Origin of the sequence: Tamlana flava (assembly GCF_041287255.1) — a bacterium.
Taxonomy (GTDB): Bacteria; Bacteroidota; Bacteroidia; order Flavobacteriales; family Flavobacteriaceae; genus Tamlana; species Tamlana flava.
Genome location: NZ_JBGGTX010000003.1, coordinates 252266 through 268281 on the forward strand (window position 1 = coordinate 252266; position 16016 = coordinate 268281).

15 protein-coding genes and 1 tRNA gene are annotated in these 16016 nt (G+C 36.7%); 8 read left to right on the forward strand and 8 right to left on the reverse strand.

Features of this window, described 5'->3' with window-relative positions; all coding sequences use genetic code 11:
• Positions 1-17: 17 nt before the first annotated feature.
• Both ACB104_RS10210 and ACB104_RS10215 read left to right on the forward strand, forming a co-directional pair.
• Positions 18-803, forward strand: a complete 786-nt coding sequence (locus ACB104_RS10210; protein WP_370478439.1) for a diadenylate cyclase — start codon at positions 18-20, stop codon at positions 801-803.
• Positions 803-1594 carry a DUF3667 domain-containing protein gene (locus ACB104_RS10215; RefSeq protein ID WP_370478440.1) on the forward strand — a complete coding sequence of 264 codons (792 nt, stop codon included), beginning with the start codon at positions 803-805 and terminating at the stop codon, positions 1592-1594. Before ACB104_RS10210 ends, ACB104_RS10215 begins: the two co-directional genes overlap by 1 nt.
• Positions 1595-1598: 4 nt before the next feature.
• On the opposite strand, the gene ACB104_RS10220 is transcribed toward ACB104_RS10215, so the two are convergent.
• Positions 1599-3368 carry an ABC transporter ATP-binding protein gene (locus ACB104_RS10220; protein ID WP_370478442.1) on the reverse strand — a complete coding sequence of 590 codons (1770 nt, stop codon included), beginning with the start codon at positions 3366-3368 and terminating at the stop codon, positions 1599-1601.
• Complete coding sequence (truA, locus tag ACB104_RS10225; protein ID WP_370478443.1) at positions 3369-4112, reverse strand: tRNA pseudouridine(38-40) synthase TruA; 744 nt, start codon at positions 4110-4112, stop codon at positions 3369-3371.
• Positions 4113-4204: 92 nt separating this feature from the next.
• Here truA and ACB104_RS10230 point away from each other — a divergent pair, with 92 nt between their 5' ends.
• On the forward strand, positions 4205-4702 hold the full coding sequence (locus ACB104_RS10230) for a metallophosphoesterase family protein (RefSeq protein WP_370478445.1): 498 nt from the start codon (positions 4205-4207) through the stop codon (positions 4700-4702).
• Positions 4703-4803: 101 nt separating this feature from the next.
• Here ACB104_RS10230 and ACB104_RS10235 read toward each other — a convergent pair whose 3' ends face one another.
• Positions 4804-5214, reverse strand: coding sequence for a DUF4293 domain-containing protein (locus tag ACB104_RS10235; RefSeq protein ID WP_370478447.1), 411 nt, complete (start codon positions 5212-5214; stop codon positions 4804-4806).
• A gap of 186 nt (positions 5215-5400) precedes the next feature.
• On the opposite strand from ACB104_RS10235, the gene rho reads away from it, so the two are divergent.
• Entirely contained in the window at positions 5401-6996 is a 1596-nt protein-coding gene (gene rho / locus ACB104_RS10240) for a transcription termination factor Rho (RefSeq protein ID WP_370478448.1), read from the forward strand.
• Positions 6997-7146: 150 nt separating this feature from the next.
• On the opposite strand, the gene rpsT is transcribed toward rho, so the two are convergent.
• From rpsT to proS, 3 genes are all read right to left on the reverse strand, one after another.
• Positions 7147-7398 carry a 30S ribosomal protein S20 gene (gene rpsT / locus ACB104_RS10245; protein ID WP_370478450.1) on the reverse strand — a complete coding sequence of 84 codons (252 nt, stop codon included), beginning with the start codon at positions 7396-7398 and terminating at the stop codon, positions 7147-7149.
• Positions 7399-7425: 27 nt separating this feature from the next.
• A tRNA-Glu gene (locus ACB104_RS10250) sits at positions 7426-7497 on the reverse strand.
• A gap of 162 nt (positions 7498-7659) precedes the next feature.
• Positions 7660-9138 carry a proline--tRNA ligase gene (proS, locus tag ACB104_RS10255; protein WP_370478452.1) on the reverse strand — a complete coding sequence of 493 codons (1479 nt, stop codon included), beginning with the start codon at positions 9136-9138 and terminating at the stop codon, positions 7660-7662.
• A gap of 97 nt (positions 9139-9235) precedes the next feature.
• Here proS and ACB104_RS10260 point away from each other — a divergent pair, with 97 nt between their 5' ends.
• The 4 genes from ACB104_RS10260 (at position 9236) to ACB104_RS10275 (ending at position 13677) form a co-directional block, all read left to right on the forward strand.
• Positions 9236-10399, forward strand: a complete 1164-nt coding sequence (locus ACB104_RS10260; RefSeq protein ID WP_370478453.1) for a hypothetical protein — start codon at positions 9236-9238, stop codon at positions 10397-10399.
• A 25-nt stretch (positions 10400-10424) separates the two neighbouring features.
• The gene (locus ACB104_RS10265; RefSeq protein WP_370478455.1) at positions 10425-11981 is read left to right on the forward strand and encodes an OmpP1/FadL family transporter; all 1557 of its coding nucleotides are present in this window, start codon (positions 10425-10427) and stop codon (positions 11979-11981) included.
• A gap of 277 nt (positions 11982-12258) precedes the next feature.
• A complete protein-coding gene (locus tag ACB104_RS10270; protein ID WP_370478457.1) occupies positions 12259-12735 on the forward strand; it encodes an Hsp20/alpha crystallin family protein in 477 nt (158 codons plus the stop codon).
• A 207-nt stretch (positions 12736-12942) separates the two neighbouring features.
• Complete coding sequence (locus ACB104_RS10275; protein WP_370478458.1) at positions 12943-13677, forward strand: energy transducer TonB; 735 nt, start codon at positions 12943-12945, stop codon at positions 13675-13677.
• A 48-nt stretch (positions 13678-13725) separates the two neighbouring features.
• Here ACB104_RS10275 and lpxD read toward each other — a convergent pair whose 3' ends face one another.
• Together lpxD and ACB104_RS10285 are read right to left on the reverse strand one after the other, a co-directional pair.
• Positions 13726-14718 carry a UDP-3-O-(3-hydroxymyristoyl)glucosamine N-acyltransferase gene (lpxD, locus tag ACB104_RS10280; protein WP_370478460.1) on the reverse strand — a complete coding sequence of 331 codons (993 nt, stop codon included), beginning with the start codon at positions 14716-14718 and terminating at the stop codon, positions 13726-13728.
• Between the two features lie 61 nt (positions 14719-14779).
• Complete coding sequence (locus tag ACB104_RS10285) at positions 14780-15952, reverse strand: LETM1-related biofilm-associated protein (RefSeq protein ID WP_370478462.1); 1173 nt, start codon at positions 15950-15952, stop codon at positions 14780-14782.
• Positions 15953-16016 lie beyond the last annotated feature (64 nt).

Sequence of the window (16016 nt, forward strand, 5' to 3'; positions counted from 1 at the left end):
ACCAAAACCCATTGCCCTTGGAAATCTTTAAAGACATTCTTGATCTTTCCGTAGTTGATATCATCGATGTCATTCTTGTAGCACTCCTTCTCTATTACATTTACAAACTTGTAAAAGGTACCGTAGCCATTAATATTTTTATTGGCATCATCATTATTTACTTGGTTTGGAAGCTTACTGAGTTTTTAAATATGGAGCTGCTCACGGGCATTTTTGGAGGTTTTATGAAGGTTGGTATTATTGCGCTGATTGTGGTTTTTCAGCCCGAAATCAGGAAGTTTTTACTCATGGTGGGCTCCACAAATTTTAATAGACGACGCAAATTCCTAAAACAATTTAAGTTTTTAAAAACTGAAGGCGCCAACGAAACCGATGTTGATGCCATTATTTCGGCATGCAATAAAATGGCCATGTCTAAAACTGGTGCGCTGATTGTTTTTGAACGGAATAATAATTTAGATTTCCTTTCAGAATCGGGTGATGAAATGAATATTAAAGTCACTCAACCCATTATTGAAAGCATCTTTTTTAAAAATAGTCCACTTCATGATGGCGCAATAATAATAAGCAACAATATTGTAAAGGCCACTCGCGTAATCCTTCCTGTTAATAATGAAAAAACCATTCCGCAACGTTTTGGTTTAAGGCATAGGGCCGCCATCGGGGTAACCGAAAAAACAGATGCACTGGCATTAGTGGTAAGTGAAGAAACAGGCCATATTTCCTATTTTAAGGATGGTGAATTTGTTATGTTTGAGGATACGTCTGAACTCAGCTCATTAATAAAAACTGATTTAACCTGATGACTTGTAAAAATTGCAATACGCCAATTTTAGTCGAACAAAATTACTGTCCGGAGTGCGGTGCAAAAGTCATCAGGAACCGATTGACGCTTAAAAATCTGTTTCAACATTTTACCGAAACCTTTTTTAATTATGATAATAAGCTTCTTCAAACGTTTATAAACCTATTCAAAAAGCCTGAAGACGTTATTGGAAGTTATATTGAAGGTGTTAGAAAAAAATACGCCAACCCCATTAGTTATTTTGGCATAGCCATCACAGTCTCGGGGCTATATCTTTTAATCGCCAATAAGTTCTTTCCGGAAGTTATGGATTACACAATATTTACATCACCTGGGCAAGAAGAATTTCAAAGGAGAAATGTTAGCTTCGTACAAGAGTATCAGTCCCTTTTTATGATGCTCTATGTACCAATTTATGCCATTATGGCCAGGATTTCTTTTATAGGCTATAATAAATTTAACTATACCGAATTGGTGGTTGTTTTTTTATATATACAAGGGCAAATGTCCATTGTATCTGGTATTTTGGGTATTCTAGCCGCGGCCATACGAATTAATCAAGGGATTTTTGGTTTGTGCGCCATTCCTGTAATGATTTTATATTCAGCTTATTCCCTAAAGCGCTTATACAACCTCAACTTTACAAATATTGTTTTAAGAACTATTTTGTTTTTTGTGATACTATTAATTGCATTGATGATTTATTCAATTTTCTTGGCAATCTTTATGTTTTTAAACGGCGATCTACAAACAGCAATTGAAGCCAAAAAAGCAGCAACGGGAAAGTGATATACTAAACTTCTTGTTCCTTTAAAAACTGCACCTCATACAGATTTTTGTAATACCCATTTTCATTTTTAAGAAGTTGGGTATGTGTGCCCTGCTCTACAATTTTACCGGCATCCATTACGATAATATTATCGGCTTTTTTTACAGTAGCCAATCGGTGAGCAATGACGATTGAAGTTCTTCCTTTGGTAATCTTATCGGTAGCATTTTGAATAAGTTGTTCGGAATACGAATCAACAGAAGAGGTTGCTTCGTCCAAAACCAGGATACTCGGATTGGTCACATATGCTCTTAAGAATGAAATAAGTTGGCGCTGACCCGAAGACAACATGGCACCACGTTCTTTTACATTATACTGGTAGCCATTTGGCAACGACATGATAAATTCATGTATACCAATATCCTTGGCAGCTTGGCAAACCTGTTCTTCTGTAATTTCAGGGTTATCTAACGTAATGTTATTCATTATGGTATCAGCAAATAAAAACACATCTTGAAGCACCACGGCAATTTGTGTTCTTAATGAAGATAAGGTCACATCCCTAATATCAATCCCATCAATGGAAATAGCACCATCTTTAATTTCATAAAACCGATTCAGCAAATTAATAATGGTCGATTTTCCTGCACCTGTAGCACCAACAATAGCCACAGTATCGCCCACATCGACATCAAAAGAAATGCCTTTTAAAACAGGTTCATCTTCCACATAATTAAAAAAGACTTTATCAAATTTAATTTGTCCTTTAAAAGATTCGGCCACATGTGTACCGTTATCATCAATTTGTGAGGTGGTATCCAATATTTTAAAAACCCTGGTTGCAGCAACCATCCCCATTTGTAACGTATTGAATTTATCTGCAATTTGGCGTAAAGGTCTGAACAACATCGGAATAAACATTATGAACGCCACTAAATCACCTTGAGTAACCTCGGCGCCTTCAAAAACGACATTTAACCCACCGTACCAAGCCACTAAACCAACTGTAACAGACGATGCCAAATCTGCTATTGGAAAAAAAATGGAGTTATACCAAACGGTTTTTAACCAAGCTTTTTTATGGCGTTCGTTAATTGCCTTAAACTTTTCATATTCCACATCTTCGCGTGTAAACAACTGCAAAATTTTCATACCCGTTAGACGTTCTTGCACGAAGGAATTCAAATTCGACACCTCGTTTCTCACTTCCTCAAAAGCCTTTTTCATGTACTTTTGAAATAATCGTGTGGCGTAAAGCAAAATGGGAAGCATGGCAAAAACGATAAGCGAAAGTTTTACATTTATGTAAACCATTACGCCGAAAACAACGGCCATAGTAAGCAAATCGCGCACAATCATAAACAAACCTTCACCAAAAATATCGGCAATACGTTCCATATCGGTTACTGAACGGGTTATGAGCACCCCAACGGAAGAATTATCGTAATATTTCATTTTGAATTTCAGTAAATGATCGAATAGTTTTACGCGCACATCCATGACCAAATTCTGCCCCAACCAAGCCGCATAGTAAATGAACAACAACTGAAAAACCGTTTGCAAAACCAAAACCACCAACATTAAAACAACATAAAACAAAAAGTGCTTTTCAGCTTTATTAGTAATGCTGTCGTCTATGGCATCTTTAGTGATGTAAGGCGTTGCCGTACTAAAAATAGCAAGCAAAATAACCAAAATCACAAGCCCAATAAAAATACCTTTGTATGGTTTTATATATTGAAAAAGCCTTTTAAAAAGCTTAAAGTCGAAAATATTTTCTTTTGGTTTACTCATTTATAATTTAATATGTTCTGGATATTCAATTCCGGTTAAATACAACCCATGCGCAGGCACAGAAAACCCTGCCTCGCTTCTTTTTTTAGATTGAATTATAGTATGCAAATCATCCACTCTTAGCTTACCCAAACCAATTTCAACCATAGTGCCAACAATGGCGCGTACCATATTCCTTAAGAATCGGTTGGCTTTAATAACAAAATGAAGCTCATCATCCTGAAAAAACCATTCGGCTTTCATAATATCACAATAATAAGTTTTTACATCGGTGTTACTTTTAGAAAAGCATTGAAAATCGTTATACCCAAATAAAATTTTTGCAGCAGCATTCATTTTTTCAACATCCAAAGGCTGTTTTACGTAATAGATATTGTCAAATTCAAATACATTCTTTTGCAGTGTTATGCGATACAAATATGTTCTGCTTAAGGCATCAAAACGGGCATGGGCATCATGTTTTACCTTAAAAACAGAATGGATAGCCAAATCTATTGGTAAAAACGAATTCAGTTTATACGCTAAATTATCAGCATCAAAATCTACTTCGGTATCAAAATGAGCAAACATTTGTTTGGCATGCACCCCGGCATCGGTACGTCCTGCTCCTACAATGTCTATGTGTTCACCCAATAAAGTTGATAAACTCTTTTCAATAACCTCTTGCAGCGAAATGGCATTGGGCTGGTTTTGCCAGCCATGGTATGCTTTACCATTGTATGAAAGTTCTAAAAAATACCTCAAGGTGTTTTAATACTTTTGCAAAGACACAAAGATAATATATTGACCGAAGCTGAAAGACCGAAGTTAAAAGTTTTAAGAATAGTTTAATTATAATGAAAAAAATCCTGTTACTTTCTGATACCCACGGATATATTGACACCGACATTTTAAAGTACGTAAAGCAAGCTGATGAAGTTTGGCATGCAGGCGATATTGGTGATTTGCAAGTAACTGATGCCATTAAAAAACTAAAACCATTAAGAGCTGTTTATGGCAATATTGACAATGCTAAAATTAGAGTTGAATTCCCTGAAAACAACCGTTTTTTTTGTGAAGATGTTGACGTTTGGATAACACATATTGGTGGTTACCCACCAAAATACAATGGTCGAGTTTTTAAAGCCATTAAAGAAAATCCGCCGCGATTGTTTATCTGCGGTCATTCGCACATTTTAAAGGTCATGCCCGATAAAAATCTAAACCTTATCCATATGAATCCTGGAGCTGTTGGCAAACATGGGTTTCATAAAGTACGTACCATGCTTAGATTCACTATTGATGGGCAAAAAATAGATAATTTGGAAGTCATTGAGTTTGATAAAAGATATTAAGAAATATAACTTTTAGTTCTGGCATGTTCTGGCATAATAAATAAAAAACCCAAAGCTTTCACTTTGGGTTTTTTCGCACTAATACTACTAAGATGTTAGGTTTATCGCAATCGATCAACAGATTTTACAAGATCTTCATCCTTCTTGATGGCTTTATTGGCCAAAGCCAATAACACGATAGAAACAATAGGGAGAAGCATCCCAATACCTTTCTCAGAAACCGCCGTTTCTCCAGATATAGTTAGCGATTGATACACGAAAAATCCTAGTAAAAAAAAGTTTAATATGATGTTAAGTCGACCCAAAACAAACTGGGACTTCCTATTTTTATATCTAAATATTGCTACTAATGAAAAAAATGCCGAGGCTAAAAAGGCTGCAAACACATAATTAGTGTCATTTGCAAACACTGTAACACCCGCTTCTGTTTTCCATAATTCAAACACAAAAATCAAACCCCCAGAAACCCCTGTGGCCAATAAAAGATAGATGGTTTGAATGCGCTGTATCATGCTTTTTTCAAAAACTAGACCGCAAAAATAATAGAATTAACGCTAAAAAATAAAATAAAGTTGTATTATTGCAGTAATAATTCTCAACAACCGCAGAGACAGGCGGTTATTTCTTCAGAATAAAAAATCAATTTTTTTCAGAAATACCCAAGGGTATATCAAAACAAAATATCCAATTAAACATCAATGTTTGAAATTTCACAGTTAAAAGAAAAGAAACTCTCTGATTTACAAGAGATTGCAAAAAAATTGAACGTTCCAAAGTATCGTTCTCTTAAAAAATTAGATCTGGTTTATCAAATCCTAGATCAACAAGCTGCAGACCCAAAAGCAGTAAAGGCTGTCGTAGCACCCGATGAATCTTCGGAAACAACAGACAATAAGCCAGCCAGACAACCAAGACAGCGTGTACAAAGAAACCAACCTCAGAAAAGTGATAACAATTCCTCTTCTGAAAACAAACAAGAGGCTTCGCAAAAAACAGAAGCCCCGCAACAACAATCAAAAGGCGATAATAGTTCTGGCCATAAAAACCAGAATGACAATCAGCAAAAATCTAACCAAGGCAACAAAAACCAACATAAAAGCCAAAACAAAAACCCAAAAAACAATATAGACAAAGGGAATAAAGACAATAGAAACCGGTACCGTGAGCCCGATTATGAATTTGATGCCATCATACAGAGTGAAGGCGTTTTGGACATTATGCAGGATGGTTATGGTTTTTTACGTTCATCGGATTACAACTATTTGTCATCCCCAGACGATATTTATGTGTCGCAATCCCAGATTAGACTGTTTGGACTAAAAAAAGGCGATACCGTGCTTGGGCATGTAAGACCGCCTAAAGAGGGAGAAAAATATTTCCCTTTAATTAAGGTGAGTAAAATTAATGGTCAATTGCCTAATGTGGTTAGAGACCGTGTGGCTTTTGAGCATTTAACACCTTTGTTCCCACAGGAAAAATTCAATATCGCAGAAAAGCAAAGTACCATTTCAACCCGAATTATGGATTTGTTTTCTCCTATTGGAAAAGGGCAACGTGGTATGATTGTATCTCAACCTAAAACGGGCAAAACCATGTTACTTAAGGATGTGGCGAATGCCATTGCAGCAAACCACCCTGAAGTTTATCAAATGATTTTATTGATTGATGAGCGTCCAGAAGAGGTAACCGATATGCAGCGTAATGTTCGTGGCGAAGTAATCGCCTCAACTTTTGATAAAGAAGCGCACGAACATGTAAAAATCGCAGATATCGTTCTTGAGAAGGCAAAACGTTTGGTAGAATGTGGCCATGATGTTGTTATTCTTCTAGATTCCATTACACGTTTGGCAAGGGCCTACAACACGGTTCAGCCTGCATCGGGTAAAATATTGAGTGGTGGTGTTGATGCCAATGCATTGCACAAGCCGAAACGTTTCTTTGGTGCTGCAAGAAATATAGAAAACGGTGGTTCTTTAACCATCATTGCTACGGCTCTTACCGAAACAGGCTCAAAAATGGATGAAGTGATTTTTGAGGAATTTAAAGGAACCGGTAATATGGAACTTCAATTGGATAGAAAAATTTCCAACCGTAGAATTTTCCCTGCTATCGATCTTACATCTTCAAGTACGCGTCGTGATGACCTATTGTTAGACGACAATACCATTCAACGTATGTGGGTGATGCGCAAATATCTTGCCGACATGAACCCTGTTGAAGCTATGGAATTCATTAATGACCGATTCAAACAAACCAGAAATAATGAGGAGTTTTTAATATCCATGAATGGATAAAAAAAGTAATTAATATAGACTTAAAAAGCCTCAACAATATTGTTGAGGCTTTTTGTATGCTCTTCATTCAACAACAGCATGGTTAATTTTGACATAAAAAAAACTCCCCATTACTGAGAAGCCTTTATATATTTTAAACTTTAATCTTAATTAAAGCGCAGCAACGTGTTTTGCCAAACCAGATTTTAAGTTAGAAGCTTTGTTAGCGTGAATGATGTTTTTCTTAGCTAATTTATCTAACATAGAAACTACAGCAGGGAATAATTCTTCTGCTTCTTTCTTATCAGTTAACTCACGTAATTTTTTAATAGCATTACGAGTCGTTTTGTGTTGGTACTTATTTACCACACGTCTTGATTCGTTTCTTCTAATTCTTTTTAATGCTGACTTATGATTTGCCATAATGCTTTTTTATTTGTAAAATAATTGTAGCCCGTAGGGGAATCGAACCCCTCTTACCAGGATGAAAACCTGGCGTCCTAGCCGATAGACGAACGGGCCATTTGATTAGAGTGCGCAAATATAAATTAAAACCTACGACACTTTTCAAATAACTTACAATGTTTCCATTGCGGATGCAAAAATACAACTATTTTTAAATGTTGCAAGACCTGAATAATCTTTTTTTAAAAATTTTTATTTTGCAATCTTTTTATTCAAAAATCAGTACGCCTTTGCGAACAATACCCTGCGTTTTGAGGGCTTTCCGGAATACACACATGTTCCTTCTTCTTCCTTTCCTTCAAGTGGGATACACCTAATTGTTGCTTTTGTGAGCTCCTTAATTTTATCCTCGGTTTCGGCAGTACCGTCCCAATGGGCAGAAATAAACCCTGTTTTAGTTTCTAAAACGTTTTTGAATTCCTCAAAAGCATCAACTTCAGTGATATGCTCGTTTCTAAAATTCAAAGCATTTGTAAATAGCGCTGTTTGAATTTCATCTAACAAGCCTTCCACCTTATCCTTCAAATTATCAAGAGCAACGACCTCTTTGGTCAATGTATCTCTTCTTGCAATCTCAACCGTACCATTTTCCAGATCTCTTGGCCCGATGGCAATCCGCAACGGCACACCTTGCAATTCATGTTGTGCAAATTTCGCCCCTGGCCTGTGAGTTGTTCTATCATCATACTTAACCGTGATGTTTTTAGCACTTAAATCGCTCAGAATGGAATTGACTAATTCGGTTATGGCTTTTAAATCTTCTTCACTTTTATAAATCGGCACAACCACCACTTGATTTGGCGCCAAACTTGGTGGTAAAACCAAACCATTATCGTCGCTATGCGTCATAATTAATGCCCCCATCAAACGCGTTGACACGCCCCAAGAGGTTGCCCAAACGTAATCTTGTTTACCATCTTTGTTGGCAAACTTCACGTCAAAAGCTTTGGCAAAATTTTGCCCTAAGAAATGAGAAGTTCCAGCCTGCAAAGCTTTTCCATCCTGCATCAAAGCTTCAATACAAAAAGTTTCATCGGCTCCAGCAAAACGTTCACTTTCTGTTTTCAAACCTTGAATAACAGGAATAGCCATGAATTTTTCCACAAAAGTGGCATAGACATTATTCATGAGTTCTGCTTCGGCCATGGCTTCTTCTTTGGTTGCGTGGGCTGTGTGACCTTCTTGCCACAAAAATTCAGCCGTACGCAAAAATAATCGAGTCCGCATTTCCCAACGCACCACATTGGCCCATTGGTTTATCAATAAGGGTAAATCCCTGTACGATTGAATCCAATTTCTATAGGTACTCCAAATAATGGCTTCACTGGTTGGCCGTACAACCAACTCCTCTTCTAGCCTAGCTTCAGGATCTACACGTAACTTTCCTGGTTTATCGGGATCGTTTTGCAATCTGTAATGGGTTACTACAGCACATTCCTTGGCAAAACCTTCGGCATTTTTTTCCTCAGCCTCAAAAAGACTTTTTGGAACAAACAATGGAAAATAAGCGTTTTGATGACCCGTTTCCTTAAACATCCTATCTAATTCAACCTGCATTTTTTCCCAAATTGCATAACCGTAAGGTTTGATTACCATACAGCCCCGAACCGCCGAGTTCTCCGCCAAGTCTGCCTTTACAACCAATTCGTTATACCACTTGGAATAATCCTCTGCCCTACTAGTAAGTTTTTTACTCATATTAATGTTTGGCACAAATATTGTGACTTATTAAATAAAAAAATAGTTTGGCAAAACTAACTATTTTTGTGATGTTCAACAATAAAATTAAAAAGATATGCAATTTAACAACTACATAAAAAGAAAAGCGCCAATGGTAGCCCTATTGGGTCTCTTTATTGGTTTAGCGTCTTGTGGTTCATACCAATATGTTGGCGTAGATGATGATGGTATTTATGGTGAACCCGAGAGACATGCAGTATATGAAAAGGCAGTTGTTGAAGTGCCAAACGAATCTAACAGCAGTTACTATAAAAACTACTTCAAGACCAAGTCTATTGAAGCAGAAAGTTATAATGCTGAAGACGCTATTTTTACCGATATAGATGAATATGAAAGTAATGCCTATGTGGAGAACGATACTATTATTGATAATGACTACCAAGGCTATGCCGGCTGGGGTCAAAACAGCAATAGCGTAACTATTAACTATATTGATAATGGCTGGAACAACTGGGGTTGGAATGCTGGTTTCGGTTGGGGCTGGAATAGTTGGAGGTACAATAGATGGGGCGGCTATTGGGGCTGGAATAACTGGGGTTGGAATAATTGGGGCTTTTATGATCCGTTTTGGAGTCCGTACTATGGAGGCTTCTATGGGGGCTGGGCCTACAATCCTTGGTATGGTGGCTTTTACGGATACCCATATAGATATGGCAGATATTACGGCTACAACAATTACTATGGAAATAGATATTACAACCGTCGAGGCCTATCTTATAGCGCTACCAGAAGAGGCAGCTATGCTAACAATTATTTAAGAGACAACTCTATCAGCAGACGTAGCTCAGTAAGCACCCAAAGTAGAACAAGTTCAAAATATAATACAACAGCCAGAAGAAGTAGCGTAAACAGAAATTCTTCGGTTGCAACAAACAATAGAAGCTATAACCCTAACGGAACCCGTGTTCAATCGAATACAGTTAGAAGGAGTACTACTGTTAGAACGCCTTCAACAAACTCAACCCAAAGAGCGTCATCTTCAACATCAAGAAGAAGTTCAAGTTCAGTTTATAGACAGCCATCAAGAAGCAGTTCTAGTTCTGGAAATACATATAACAGAAGGTCATCTTCTTCATCCTCAAGAGGCTCCACCTACACACCAAGTAGAAGTTCAAGTTCAGGATCTAGCGGATCAGTATCTAGGTCTTCTGGTAGCAGTAGCCGAGGCAGTAGTGGCGGAAGTTCAAGTTCATCAAGTGGTGGTGGAAGAAGACGTTAATCCTATATTTTAAAGAAATAAACAAATGAAAAAGTTACAGTTACTATTCATAAGTATGCTTTCTATGTCTACAGTTTATGCTCAGGACATAAGTGATGCTATAAGATATTCACAAGATAATATTCAAGGAACCGCACGTTTTAGGGCACTTAGTGGAGCCTTTGGTGCACTTGGCGGAGACATGAGTGCCGTAAGTTTAAACCCTGCGGGTTCTGCAGTATTTAGCAAAAGTCACGCGTCCATTTCAGGTTCAAATGTAGATGTCGAGAACAGTACTGGTTACTTTGGAGATTATACCAATAACAATGTTTCCAATTTCGACATTAATCAGGCCGGGGCTGCTTTTGTATTTGCCAACCGAAATACTGATTCTCCTTGGCGAAAATTTACACTGGCTGTTGCTTACGACAGAACCAATAATTATGACAATAGTTGGAATGCAGTAGGCCTAAACACCAATAATTTTGTTGTTGTAGACCCCAATGATGAAAATATTGAAATTGTCCCCGTTAATTCAATAGCTAATTATTTTTATCAGTATGCAACCGGTGTTCGATTGGGTGACATTTCGCTTATAGGCGATGAATTTATAGAAGAAGCTTATCAAGACATTGGCGATGTTTTTGGCTTTGCCCACCAACAAGCCTTTTTGGGCTTTCAATCCTACATTCTTGATCCTGATGTAGATGATGACAATAACATGATGTACAATGCCACCAATACGGTACACGGAGGAAACTTCTTCCACGATTATTTTTACACTGCAACAGGATATAATGGAAAAGTATCATTTAATGTAGCAGCACAATATGATGACAACTTATATTTGGGCTTAAACTTAAATTCACATTTTATAGATTACCAACGCACAACTTCTTTATTGGAAGACAATTCTAATGGCGGATTGATTACAGCCATTGACTTTGACAATACTTTATCAACAACTGGTAACGGATTTTCATTTCAACTTGGAGGCATTATGAAGCTTAGCCAAGAATTTAGATTGGGAGTAACTTACGACTCCCCCACTTGGTACACCATAGAAGAGGAAACTACGCAGTACATAAATTCCAACTTGGCCAGTTCTGATATAGTTTACATTGAGGACATTATAAACATATATCCTCGCTATAAACTACAAACTCCTTCAAAAATAATGGGAAGTTTAGCCTATGTATTCAGTAATCAAGGGTTAATAAGTTTTGATTATTCCAAAAAGGATTATAGCAAAACCAAATTCACACCCGAAAATGATTATATGGATTTGAATAACGGTATTTCCAACGTTCTAACAAGTGCCGCGACTTATAGACTGGGCGCAGAGTACAAACATGAACAATTTAGTTTTAGAGGTGGCTATCGCTTTGAAGAAAGTCCATATAAAAATGGAGTAACCGTTGGTGATTTAAATGGATATTCCTTGGGTCTAGGCTATAACTTTGGAAATACCAAATTGGATGTTACTTATGATAAATCTGAACGTACTGACGAAACACCTCTTTACAATGTTGGTTTAATTGATACGGCAAGGGTAAACAGAACAAACTCTAACATCACATTGACATTAAGTTTTAATATTTAGCCTACTTTATACCTAGCTAAAAGGGGTTGAATTGTTGAATTCGAGCCCTTTTGTTTTTACGGTTAGTTGATGCTCGTAAAAAGGATAATTAAATCTTGACTATCGGATTTCAAGAATCCCGAAATTTTGGCATTATCAAAACGCAAAAAAATGAAAATTTGTCAGAATCAGGTCAAAAAAAGCAGTTAAAAATGCCAAACTATCCCATTTTATGTTCTGGCATTTTATTTGCCTCTAGTAGAATGAAAAATAAATGTTTAACTTAAATTTTTTAATTATGAGCAATTTAGCAACATTACCGAAAAATGGAGGTTTAGCACATAAAAAAACATTGTCAAACTTCCCATCACTATCAAACTGGTTTGATGATTTTTCAATAGGCGAATTTCCATCATTATTTTCGTCAAATTTCAATACAGGAATGACCGTTCCAAAAGTAAATATTAAAGAAGAGGCCGATGCCTTTGTTGTAGAAATGGCAGTACCAGGATTGAAAAAATCCGATTTCAACATAAACTTAGAAAACAATACGTTGTCCATTTCTGCTGAACTTAACGAAAATAATGAACATAAAGAGGAAGGCTATACCCGAAAAGAGTTTGGATACTCTTCATTCAAAAGACTTTTCACTTTACCCGAAACAGTTGAGGACAACAAGATAAATGCTACCTACAATGAAGGTATTTTAAGCATTCATCTTCCTAAAAAAGAAGAGGCCAAACAAAAACCTCCAAGAAATATTAAAATTTCTTAAGCCAAAGAAAATTTTTAATGCTTTTAATAACCTGCTTAATAAGCAGGTTTTTTTTATTACCTTTTATTCCATAAAACCTTTATTGACAATATTTTAACCTATTATTTAGCCGCACTCAACATGACAAATATCATAGTTATTCCGTTAGGTAAATAATAACTTTAATATATCTAAAAATACAATTAGATAACTATTAAATCTAGTATCATGGAAGCTAAAAAGAACCCACAAACTGAAATAGGTAGAAATAGCAGCATCTATTTTGCTATTGGGCTAAACATCATGTTATTCCTTTCATGGCAAGCTTTAGAGTATAGAACCTACGAAGAGAGCGATGTAGAAATTGATATTTTAAACGTTGAAGCTGAGGAAGAGGAAGAGGAAATTCCTATATTAAACATTAATATGCCCCCGCCACCACCACCACCGCCAGCAGTAATCCAACAAAATATACAAATTGTTGAAGATGTTGTTGACATTGAAGAAACTGTAATTGAAAGTACCGAAACAAACCAAGATGATGCCATTGAAGAACGCGTTGTAAGCGTAAGTGATGTTTACGTCGAAGATTATGAAGAGGACGTTGAAGTAGCCTTTGCGGTTATTGAAAGTGTACCTGTTTTCCCTGGTTGTGAGGGAAAATCGAGAGCAGAAACCAAGGAATGTTTCCAAAACAAAATTCAAAAGCATGTTATGGATAATTTCGAATATCCGAAAACAGCTTTAGAGATGGGTATTCAAGGCAGGGTATCTGTTGTTTTTGTAATTGACACCAAAGGGCACACCATCAATGTGCGCTCCCGAGGTCCTGATAGACTTTTGGAGGAAGAGGCCGAACGCATTATTAACTTACTGCCCCAAATGAAACCGGGAATGCAAAGAGGTAGACCTGTAAAAGTATCTTATGCTGTTCCTATTTACTTTAAGTTTAGACCGAGTTAAATAGGTATCATGTTGGTTTTTAATCTAATGCTAGTAGTGGTAATTTGACTATTTTTTCACCAATTTGCGCATGGCCACCCATTGTTTGAGCATATCCCGTGAATCTTGCGCGGGGTACCCCAAAACGGTTTGACCTGGGCCAACATCATTGATAACACCTGAACCACCACCTATTGTAGCACCTGAACCAATGGTCGTGTGATCTTTTATAACTGCCCCTCCTCCAACAATTACTCCGTCTCCTAAGGTAACAGAGCCAGCAAGCCCACTTTGCCCTGCCATTATGCAAGAACGTCCTAATATACAGTTATGTGCTATTTGCACCAGATTATCTATTTTACAGCCATCGCCAATAATCGTCGAACTAAACTTTGCCCTATCAACGCAAGAATTGGCTCCTATTTCAACATAATGCCCAATAACAACGTTTCCTATTTGTGGAATTTTAACCATGCCCCTTCCATCATCACTGGGGCGATATCCAAAACCATCTGCACCAATACTCACATTGGTATGAAAAATACAATGACTGCCAATATCACTACGTTCGCGAATAACAGTTCCAGACCATACAACCGTATTATCACCAATTGTAGTGTGATCAAAAATGCTGACATTAGGGTATAGAACAACGCCATTACCCAAAACAACATTTTTTCCCACGTAACAATTTGCTCCAATTTTACAGCCATCTCCCATTTTGGCAGTTTCGTGAATCACCGCCGTGGCGTGGATTTCAGTTTCAAATTCAGGAGCTGGAGGATTAAACAGTTCCAAGATTTTAGCCATGGCCAAGTCGGCATTTTTTAATTTAATAATAGCTCTATTCTCACCAGGCTCTACCGACAAGGTATCATTTACCAAAGCAGCACATGCTTGAGAAGTTTCCCAATATTTAATGTATTTTGTACTGCCTATAAAGGTTATATGGTTGTTTTTGGCATTTTGTAATTGTTCAGGACCTTCAATTTGTTGTGTGGTGTTGCCAACTAATTCACCTTTTAAAAGATCATTAATTTCTTGAATGGAGTAGGATGCCATGTAGTTTATTTAAGTTAGAAGTGTTTGTAAAACTACTGGAAAAAAATAGAAAAACAGGTTTTTAATCCTCAATTCTGTTTTCATCAAAAGCAGAAGGCAACAATTTGGGAATAAATTTAATCACCAAAGGCAACAATATTGCACCACCAGGCAACAAAAAAATGGCCAAACTCGGTATGGATTTAAAAATATCCAATAGCTGTTCTTGCACCTTTTTTTGCTCCTCGGAAGTTAAATCCCGAACTGTAGATTGGGTCAACAAAACCATGAGTTCTTTACTGTCCTTTAACTCTTGATACAAACGTTTGCTATTTCTTGTAATCAATTTATGCACCATTTTGCTGGAGTTATTATAAAAACTCTGCACCACGTTTTTAGAGCTTAAAAGCGCAATATTGTTTTTATGCGTGGTATAAAAATGGTTGACCGTTTTAATGGATTGAAGAACTCTAGAAATATCAAGTTTTAAATCCCTACCCAATTTTTCCAAGAACTGTTCTTCTTTAACATCAATCATTTGATCGCTCCAAGTAGCCATGCAGGATATGTCTAAAACATAGTATTTTTCTTGTGGCGCTTTTATATGTTTTAATGCCTTGTTATAAGAAAGTTGCGCGTTGTCTTGATAACGGAGCGAAGACTCAAACAATCTGATTAAACTGTAGTCATATTGATTTTTCTCGGCTTTTGAATTGAGCACATCCAAAGAAATTGCCACTATAGACGCCTCAAGATTCTTGATATATTTAACATCTATGCTTTCTTTCTTCAAGTACTCCATGTAGGCCAAAACATCAATATACAAAAGGGCATTGATGATAAAATAGTTGAAGTTTTTGGTCAGTACATTAGCATCTATTTGAACACGCTTGTGAATAATCTTCTCTAACTGCTCGTTAGATTTCTTTCCTCCCAAAAGCCCATCAAAAAAAGAGGTTTTAATTTCATTAATGGCCGTGTAGAAGTTTATAATACTGGCTACAAATGGTGTTTCACAATTAGAATGGGAATGAGCGTAGAGAAATGAAAGGCACAAATTTGTTTTACAGAGTTCCTCTTCAGTGAGGTCTTTTTTTGGAAACACCTGGGCAACCACGTCCAAATTACTGCCATAAATAAATCCGCAAGACCTTAAGGAATCATAAAACTCTTCTTCTCCATACTTTAAAAAGCGGTTGTTTTTTTCAACCTCCTTTACCAGTTTTTTTATCCAACCTGCCGAAGATGGGTTCATGGTTTATTTGCTGATTTATTGAGGGGTAAATTTAATGTTTTAAGCATTTAACATGCAAATTTTG

Bases quoted from the DNA above. Each gene is read 5' to 3' on its own strand.
- ACB104_RS10215 (WP_370478440.1), top strand. From the start codon at position 803: ATGACTTGTAAAAATTGCAATACGCCAATTTTAGTCGAACAAAATTAC.
- ACB104_RS10220 (WP_370478442.1), bottom strand. From the start codon at position 3,368: ATGAGTAAACCAAAAGAAAATATTTTCGACTTTAAGCTTTTTAAAAGG.
- ACB104_RS10230 (WP_370478445.1), top strand. From the start codon at position 4,205: ATGAAAAAAATCCTGTTACTTTCTGATACCCACGGATATATTGACACC.
- ACB104_RS10235 (WP_370478447.1), bottom strand. From the start codon at position 5,214: ATGATACAGCGCATTCAAACCATCTATCTTTTATTGGCCACAGGGGTT.
- rho (WP_370478448.1), top strand. From the start codon at position 5,401: ATGTTTGAAATTTCACAGTTAAAAGAAAAGAAACTCTCTGATTTACAA.
- rpsT (WP_370478450.1), bottom strand. From the start codon at position 7,398: ATGGCAAATCATAAGTCAGCATTAAAAAGAATTAGAAGAAACGAATCA.
- proS (WP_370478452.1), bottom strand. From the start codon at position 9,138: ATGAGTAAAAAACTTACTAGTAGGGCAGAGGATTATTCCAAGTGGTAT.
- ACB104_RS10260 (WP_370478453.1), top strand. From the start codon at position 9,236: ATGCAATTTAACAACTACATAAAAAGAAAAGCGCCAATGGTAGCCCTA.
- ACB104_RS10265 (WP_370478455.1), top strand. From the start codon at position 10,425: ATGAAAAAGTTACAGTTACTATTCATAAGTATGCTTTCTATGTCTACA.
- ACB104_RS10270 (WP_370478457.1), top strand. From the start codon at position 12,259: ATGAGCAATTTAGCAACATTACCGAAAAATGGAGGTTTAGCACATAAA.
- ACB104_RS10275 (WP_370478458.1), top strand. From the start codon at position 12,943: ATGGAAGCTAAAAAGAACCCACAAACTGAAATAGGTAGAAATAGCAGC.
- lpxD (WP_370478460.1), bottom strand. From the start codon at position 14,718: ATGGCATCCTACTCCATTCAAGAAATTAATGATCTTTTAAAAGGTGAA.
- ACB104_RS10285 (WP_370478462.1), bottom strand. From the start codon at position 15,952: ATGAACCCATCTTCGGCAGGTTGGATAAAAAAACTGGTAAAGGAGGTT.